Origin of the sequence: Pseudomonas sp. GM49, assembly GCF_000282355.1 — a bacterium.
In the GTDB taxonomy this organism is placed as follows: domain Bacteria; phylum Pseudomonadota; class Gammaproteobacteria; order Pseudomonadales; family Pseudomonadaceae; genus Aquipseudomonas.
Genome location: NZ_AKJL01000323.1, coordinates 1 through 7,807, shown reverse-complemented (window position 1 = coordinate 7,807; position 7,807 = coordinate 1). Strand labels below are relative to the sequence as shown.

The 7,807-nt window shown below is 63.2% G+C and carries 8 protein-coding genes; 1 reads left to right on the top strand and 7 read right to left on the bottom strand.

Features of this window, described 5'->3' with window-relative positions; genetic code table 11:
- The 6 genes from PMI29_RS01630 to PMI29_RS01655 all read right to left on the bottom strand — a co-directional run.
- Nucleotides 1-287: hypothetical protein (locus PMI29_RS01630; protein WP_008004100.1), on the bottom strand; the 287-nt coding region annotated here is incomplete at its 3' end.
- A gap of 30 nt (nucleotides 288-317) precedes the next feature.
- Nucleotides 318-1,112, bottom strand: a complete 795-nt coding sequence (locus PMI29_RS01635; RefSeq protein WP_008004098.1) for an SDR family NAD(P)-dependent oxidoreductase — start codon at nucleotides 1,110-1,112, stop codon at nucleotides 318-320.
- 31 nt (nucleotides 1,113-1,143) lie between these two features.
- On the bottom strand, nucleotides 1,144-2,382 hold the full coding sequence (locus tag PMI29_RS01640; RefSeq protein WP_008004096.1) for a thiolase family protein: 1,239 nt from the start codon (nucleotides 2,380-2,382) through the stop codon (nucleotides 1,144-1,146).
- 95 nt (nucleotides 2,383-2,477) lie between these two features.
- The gene (locus PMI29_RS01645) at nucleotides 2,478-4,034 is read right to left on the bottom strand and encodes a class I adenylate-forming enzyme family protein (RefSeq protein ID WP_008004094.1); all 1,557 of its coding nucleotides are present in this window, start codon (nucleotides 4,032-4,034) and stop codon (nucleotides 2,478-2,480) included.
- A 21-nt stretch (nucleotides 4,035-4,055) separates the two neighbouring features.
- Entirely contained in the window at nucleotides 4,056-5,189 is a 1,134-nt protein-coding gene (locus PMI29_RS01650; protein ID WP_008004093.1) for a saccharopine dehydrogenase family protein, read from the bottom strand.
- Nucleotides 5,190-5,237: 48 nt separating this feature from the next.
- Nucleotides 5,238-6,521, bottom strand: a complete 1,284-nt coding sequence (locus tag PMI29_RS01655; protein WP_008004090.1) for an acyl-CoA dehydrogenase family protein — start codon at nucleotides 6,519-6,521, stop codon at nucleotides 5,238-5,240.
- A 148-nt stretch (nucleotides 6,522-6,669) separates the two neighbouring features.
- Between PMI29_RS01655 and PMI29_RS01660 the strand changes: the two genes are divergently transcribed.
- Entirely contained in the window at nucleotides 6,670-7,533 is an 864-nt protein-coding gene (locus PMI29_RS01660; protein WP_008004088.1) for a helix-turn-helix domain-containing protein, read from the top strand.
- Nucleotides 7,534-7,539: 6 nt separating this feature from the next.
- On the opposite strand, the gene PMI29_RS32140 is transcribed toward PMI29_RS01660, so the two are convergent.
- Nucleotides 7,540-7,710 (bottom strand): hypothetical protein, encoded by a 171-nt coding sequence (locus PMI29_RS32140; protein ID WP_008004087.1) that lies wholly within the window; start codon nucleotides 7,708-7,710, stop codon nucleotides 7,540-7,542.
- Nucleotides 7,711-7,807 lie beyond the last annotated feature (97 nt).

Sequence of the window (7,807 nt, the reverse complement as noted above, 5' to 3'; positions counted from 1 at the left end):
CCCGCCAGCCAGTGGCTGGAGATGACCGCGACCACGAGGATCTTCAGCGCGATCCCCAGCACGATGTAGGGGCGATAGCGCACCGGGTCGCGGCTGATCATCCAGTAGGCCCAGCCGAACATCAGCACCACGATCATGGTGATCTGGATGAACAGGCCTGCGGTCGGGGTTATCTGTAAGCCCATCAGTTGGGCCACCGGCTGCGTGGCCACCAGCAAGGGCAGGCCCGCCAGGATGTTGAAGCCGGCGGCGATACTGAACAGGGTGCGGGCGTAAGCGTTGGACATGGAGTACTCCTCAATAGGGTCAGACAAGGATCAGCCCAGCAGCCTGAGCAGGGCGGGGTAGCTGTTGGGGAACAATCGGCTCAGCCAGAACAGGGTGCTGGATTTGTTGCCGGTGATGACCCGGCGGCTGCCGTGGCGCATGCCGTGGATGATGTCGGCGGCGCAGTCGGCGGGCGGGGTTCGCAGCATCTTGTCGGCCAGGCGGGCGAACTTCGCTTCCTCCGCGCCTGCGGCCTTGCAGCGCCGGCCGGCTCGTTCGATGTTGGTCTTGATGCCGCCAGGGTGGACGCAGATGGCGCGCACACCGCTGCCCCTGAGTTCCGCCCAGAGGCATTCGGTCAGGCCGCGCACGGCGAACTTCGACATGTTGTAGGCGCTTTGCGTGGGGAAGCTGAGCAGGCCGAACACGCTGGAAATGTTGACGATGCAACCTTCACGCTGGGCCAGCATCTTCGGCAGGAAGGCCTTGGTGCCGTACAGCACGCCCCACAGGTTGATGCCCAGTTGCCACTCGAACTCTTCGATGCTGGTGTTGGCCACGGTGCCGATCACCGTGGCGCCGGCATTGTTGATGACGTAGTGAACCGTGCCGAAATCGCGCATGACCTCTTCGGCGTGGTTCTGAAATGCCGACCAGGACGAAACATCCAGCGTGTAGCCCCGGACCTGGCTCGCTTCAGGGAGCAGGCCCAGGGTGGCATCGAGGCTCGAACGGTCGATGTCCGAGAGCGCCAGCAGCGCTCCCTCCCGGGCCAGTTGCACAGCCAGTTCGCGGCCAATACCGGAGCCGGCGCCGCTGATCACCACCACTTTGTTGTTGAACATCTTGGCTTCCTCTTTCTTGGCAGGGGGGCGGCTACTTGCTCAGGATATGAATCGCCACCGCCGCTTCTTCGACGCCCTGCAGGCCGCCGCCGTTTTCCTGAATGGCATGCCGCGCACCTTCGACCTGGCGCTTGCCGGCTTCGCCGCGCAACTGGGTCACCAGTTCATAGAGCTGACCGATACCGGTGGCGCCCAGCGGATGGCCCTTGGATTCGAGACCGCCGGAGGTGTTGACCGGAAGCCGCCCGCCCAGGGTGAACTCGCCACGTTCGGCGGCCGGGCCGCCTTCGCCGGGGGTGACGAAGCCGAGGTTCTCCACCTGGATGATTTCGCCCATGGCCGAGGCGTCGTGCACTTCGGCCACGTGCATGTCCCGGGGGCCCAGGCCGGCCTGTTCATAGGCCAGTTTGGCGGCCAGGCGCCCGACGTGGAGTTCGGGCTGATCGAGGCGGCGGTTGCTGAAACTGCGGATGACGCTGGCCGCGACCTTGATGCAGCGGGTCTTGTCGGCGCCGATGCGCTTGAGGCCTTCCTCGGTGCAGAGAATGGCGGCGGCAGCGCCGTCGGACAGTGGGGCGCACATCGGCAGGGTGATCGGATAGGTGATGGGCGGCGCCGCCAGGATCTCTTCGATGCTGAAAGGCCGGCGGAACTGCGAGTAAGGGTTGTGCACCGAGTGGGTATGGTTCTTCGCCGACACTGCGGCAATATGCCGTTGCGTGGTGCCATAGGTACTCATGTGGTGTCGACACATCGCAGCGTAGATGGCCATGAACTTGCTGTAGGGTTTGTCCGACTCGCTACCTTCGGGCACTTCAATCCCTTCGCCCATTTGCACCAGGGTCTGGTAGTTCTGCTCGGCGCGGGAGATGTCCCAGCCGGCCTCGAAAATCGAGAGGGCCTTGAGCTTGTCGGCGATGTTCATCTTCTCGGCACCGATCGCCAGCGCCACGTCGGTGGTGCCGGCCTTGAGGCTCTGCACGGCCAGATTGAAGGCGGCACTGCCCGAGGCGCAGGCGTTTTCGATGTTGTAGATGGGGATGCCTTCGATGCCGACCTTGCTCAGTACGACCTGGCCGGGAATGGCGATCTGGCCTTGCAGCGGGCCATTGGTCATGCCGGCATAAAAGGCGATGCCCAGGTCCTCGGTGCGGCACCCGGCATCCTGCAATGCGCCATTGAGCGCTTCGCGCGCCAGGTCATCGAGGCTGCGTTCGAGGTGTCGGCCGAAGACGGTCATGGCGATGCCGGCGATATAGACGGTGCTCATGAAAATTCCTTGTGATTAGTCAGGCGAAGCAATCGGGGGACCCGGGCCCTGCGCCGGACGAAGTCGCCAACGCAGGCCAGGGCCGGTTACAGGCGTCAGATCTTTCGATCCAGGGTTTGCCAATAAGGCTGGCGCAGGTCTTTCTTCAACACCTTGCCTACCGGGCTGCGCGGCAGGCTGTCGACGAAGTCGACCGACTTGGGCGCCATGACGTGGCCCAGCCGTTCCTTGCACAAATCGATCAGTGCCTGGGCGCTAACGCTCTGACCGGGATTAAGCTCGATCACAGCCTTGACCGCTTCACCCCATTTCTCGTCCGGAACGCCGATCACCGCGCAGTCCTGTACCGCCGGATGGCTCCACAGCACTTGCTCGACTTCGCTGGGGTACACGTTGAAGCCGCCGGAAATGATCATGTCCTTCTTGCGGTCGGTCAGGTGCAGGTAGCCTTCGGTGTCGATATGGCCGATGTCGCCGGTGTGCAGCCAGCCGTCGATGAGGGTTTCGGCGGTCTTGTCCGGCTGCTTGTAGTAGCCCTTCATGACCAGGTCGCCGCGCACGCAGATCTCGCCGGTGGCACCGCGTGGCAGGATCCGCTGGTCATCGTCCATCACCTCCACGCGGATCAGCGGGTAGGGACGGCCGACCGATGACAGGCGCTCGTCGCCGGCCAGTTTGCCGTCGACAAGGTGCTCGTCGGGGCGCAGGAAGGCGATGCTGGCCGGGGCTTCGGTCTGGCCGTAACCGCCGGCCATGATCGGGCCGAACACCTCAATGGCCTTTTTCAGTTTCTGCACCGACATGGGGGCCGCGCCGTACATCAGGTACTTGACCGAGGACAGGTCGATCGTCTCGATGCCGGGCATTTCCAGCAGCTTGTAGATCACCGTCGGCGGCAGGAAAAACTCGGTGACCTTGTGCTGCGCGATGGCACCGAGCATCACCGCCGGGTCGGGCCTGGTCACCACCACCACGGTGCCGCCCTGGGCGGTACACGGCACGGCCAGCAGGCCGGCGGTGTGGGTCATGGGCGCGGCGGCCAGGTTCACCGGCGTCTCGCCATTGCGGTAAGCGCAAGCCAGCATGAAGTGGGCGATGAAGGTCTGCGTACTGCGGTGCGTATTCATCACCCCTTTGGGCATGCCGGTAGTGCCGCCCGTGGGCGAGAGCATGATCACGTCGTCCATGTCGTAGCCGACTTCAGGACGGGTCGATGGCTGCTCCGCGCTCCAGCGTTGCAGCGACGGCGCATCGCGACCTTCGGCATCGATGCAGACCCAGTGCCGGACCTTAGGCAGCGACGGACGCAAGTCGTCGATGATCGCGGCGAACTCGTCCTGGTAGAACATCACCTCGCAATCGAAGGCATCGAGGATGTAGTGGTTCTCTTGTGCCGAGTTGCGCGCATTGACCGGTATCCAGGTCATGTTGGCGCGCCACAGGCCCAGGGTGCAGGCCCAGGCTGTGACGTCGTTGGCCGACCACACCGCGCCCTTGGTTTCCTTGGGCAAGCCCAGGGCCAGCAGGGTGTTGGCAATGCGACAGGACAACGCACCGACTTCGTCGAAGGTGTAGGACCGCGCGCCCTGGATATAGGCGATGCCGTCCGGGTTCAAACCCCAGCCGCGGTCGTAAAAATCAATGATGGCCATGAAGGGCTCCCGTGCCGTCGATCAGAGCTTGGTGACCGTGGCCCGTGCCAGGCCGCGCTCTTCCAGGAAGCCCAGCAGGTAGCGATGCCCGAACGCCTTGGAGCCGGAAGCGAAGCCGACCTTGTCGGTTTCGCCATCGATCAGCTTGATCGCGGCGGCAACCTGCAAGGCTCCGGTGGCGATGTAGGCGGTGGTGCCATGCACGGTGGCACGCACGGCCGATAGCTGGCCCCGGCCGATGGCGGTGTCGACCATGCGCACGGTGGTGGTGCGCTCGCGCGGTGGCATGCTCGGCGTGGTCGACTGAACGATCTGCTTGAGCACTTCATCCTGATGCTCTGCCGGCAGGTGTTTGTATTCGGCGTCCCACTTCTGACCCAGGCCATGCACCATCTTCATCACGTCGTTGTCGTAGAAGCCGACGCAGGAAACACAGGAGCGCACGCGCGGGTCGTTCTCGAAATACACCGGCAATGAGGTGCCGCCCCATGGCAGGGCGAAGACCGGTTGCAGGAACTCGGGTGAAGGAATGCTGAAGGAGGTGCCGACGGCGTGCGGGACCAGTTTCTTCTCCCACAGGTAGCATTGCTCGGCGCGGTACATCTCGAAGATGGAGGCGGTCGAGCCCACGGTCACACCGGCACCGACTCCGCGCGGGCCACGGCACAGGGTCGAGGTTTCCAGGGCGTCGATGCCCGGCGTTTCCAGGGCCAGTTCGGCGGCGATTTCCGCGTAGGTGAACATGTAGGACAGCGATGGCGAGACCAGCAGGCCGGCCTGGGCATAGAGATGGCCGAACTTCTCCCGCACTTCGCGCATGTAGCTTTGCTCACCGGTGGTATCCAGGTGATGGCAGCCGGCCTTGAGCGCGGCTTCGACGGTGGTCAGGCCGAATTTGACGAACGGGCCGACGGTGTTGCAGACCACCTTGGCGCCACGGAACGCCTCGGTCAGCGCCTCGACCGTGTGTTCGGCCTCGATGACTTCATAGGTGGCCGACTCCAGTCGCACCACGCGCTGGGCCATCATCTCGCGCACGCGTCCGGCATTGCGTGCCACGGCGGTGAAAGGGATGTTCTGGTCGATCAGCCAGTCCATGGTGAGCATGCCGGTGTAGCCGCTGGCGCCATAAACGACGACGGGATATTTAGCCATTTTCGTGTCTCTCTTGTTTTTGAAAGGTTGGGGGGGTGATAGCCGGGGTCAGTACTGCGACCAGCCTTCGGCATAAAGCTGTTGGCACAGCAGGCCAACACGCATCGTGATGATGGAGTTCTCGCCGTCTTCGATCAGGGCGGCGCGGGCATCGCGGAAAATCTTTTCGATCGGGTATTCACGGGAAGTACCGGCACCGCCGAACAGCTGCAGCGCTTCATTGGCGACCTTCATGCAGGCTTCAGTGACGGTCACCTTGGCCGACGCGGTGGCGTAGGGATGGCTCTGCGGCGACAGGCGGGCGAACGCCAGGGAGCGTCGGGCCACCGCGCGTGCCAGTTCGACCTGACGCAGCATGTCACCCAGTCGGTAGCGCGTGAGCTGATGGTCGATCAACAACTGACCGCCCTGTTTGCGTTCATGGCAGTACTGCAGGGCCATTTCGAACGCCGCGCGCGCCACCCCGGTGAACACCTGGGACATGTGCGTACCGGCGTAGGACCAGGCCGAGGACTGGTTGCCGTAGTATTGATCCTTGCCGGCGATGGCGAAGCGCGCCGGTATTTTCACGTTGTCGAAATAGACTTCGCCCTGGGGCAGCGAGCGCTGGCCGATCTTGTCCAGCGGCTTGCCGCGCGATACGCCGGGCAGGTCCAGGGGCACGATCACGGCGACGCCGTTGGGGCGGCCGTCGGCGTCGAAAAAGCCGTCGCCATAGTCGGCTGTGATGTAGGCCAGCGCCACCTGCGCCACGGCCCCGTTGGATACCCAGGCCGAGCACTGGCCGTTGAGGACGATCTCGTCCTTGCCGACTCTGGCCGTGAGGGTGCCCTTGTTGCCGGACTGGCCGTGGGGCCATTCGCGCTTCATGTCATAGACCATGATGTCGCTGCCCTTGTCCGGATGAGTGATCATCCAGCAGCCGATCTTGCCCTGGCACAGTTCCACCAGCTCCTGATTGCCCACGGCCTTTGCCATGCGCAGTGGGAAGCCGGCGACCGCCAGGGAAACGGCCAGGCCGGCATCGCCCCAGCCCATTTCCTCGCCAATCAGCGACTCCAGGCGCACGGCGGTTTCGGCGGGAAACTGCGTCAGCAGTTCCGCATCAAGACCCAGCTGTGCCGCTTGGGCAAACACCGACCAAAAGGGCGAGCCGGGCGCGCAGACATCGGCCGCTTCCATCTTGTCGAGGGCCTGGCCGACCGGGCGCAACACATTCCTGGCGAACTGATGCACCGATTGCTGGATGGCTGCTTCTTCTTCGCTCAATGGCGTTTCAAAACCGGTCAGGCCAACGGCGGGCAACTGCAAGGTGTCATGTAATGTGATCATTGGCGCTTGCTCATCCGGGGAAGGAACGAACCCACGCTATCGACCGCGTGGGGGCTGGAACATGGACGCCATGATTGTTCTTCCCGGGATCGACAACTCACTGGAAAAGGGGGCATATTTGTCAAAATCTGCTCATCGAGGAGCACCAGTGACGCCGCAACAGAAAGTCCATGAAGTGTTGGGACTGCCCATGGTCGGCGGCCCGGTGTGCAACCAGATGCCGCTGTATGCCGAGCGCTATTTTCTGCACGAGACAGACCTCGACATGGCCCCGGTGGGGGTCATGACCTTGCTCACTCAATTCGGTGGTTCGCGGGTGGAAGAGGGCACGGACGAGACGTCGCGCCTGAGCACATTGCCCAGCATGTCGATGCTGATGCCGGCCCACTGCGCAACCCATTGGCGCTACTCGGGCAGCGTGGACTTCGCGGTGTTCTACATTCCCGAGCGCTGTGACGGTGTGTTTGGCCGGTTGCTGGAATGCTGTGCCAGGACCCAGGCACCGCTGGCCTTCAGCGACGCCCTGGTCAGTGCGGCAGCCCGGCAGTTGCTCGATGAGCTGAATTTGGGAAAAAAGGCCGACCAGGGGTTCATGGCGCAGCTGGCGGCCGTGATGCTCGAACAGGTGTGCCGTGCGCTACGCATGCAGACCCCGGGCTCGATCAACCCGCCGCATATTCAGTTGGCGCGTCTGCAATCGGTGGTGGCTTACATGCGCGAACACCTGGCCGAAGACTTGTCGATCAACCAGTTGGCGACCCGGGCCGGGGTCAGCCCGGCGCATTTTCGCCGGCTGTTCGACAATGCCATGGGCATTGCTCCCCACCGGTATGTGATGCACCTGCGGCTCGAGCACTCGCGTGAACTGCTCATGCAAACCGACCTGCCCATCCTGCATGTAGCGCTGGAGTGTGGTTTCAGTTCACAAAGTCACCTGACAGCCGCCTTCAAGACGGCCCACGGGGTCACACCTGCCCAGTTTCGCGCCCGGTCAGGTGTCGGTCGCGACTGAGAGCGGTCAGTGCAGCGAGGCGAAACTCACCGCAGGCCTGAAGCAGGTGTATGGATAGGACTTGCACGGATCGTCGGCCAGATAACGCGATTGCAGCCAGACTTCCTTGATCGGGGGGATGGTTACCAGCATGGCGGTCAGCGATGCAATGACACACAGCATTATTATTATTTTCATAGGCTCACCTGTTCGCGAACGTGAAGGGCGCACGGATTGTCATGAGTTGAAAATAACGACGCTGGGTTTTTGCTGCCCCCCCTGCGTTGGGGGGGGG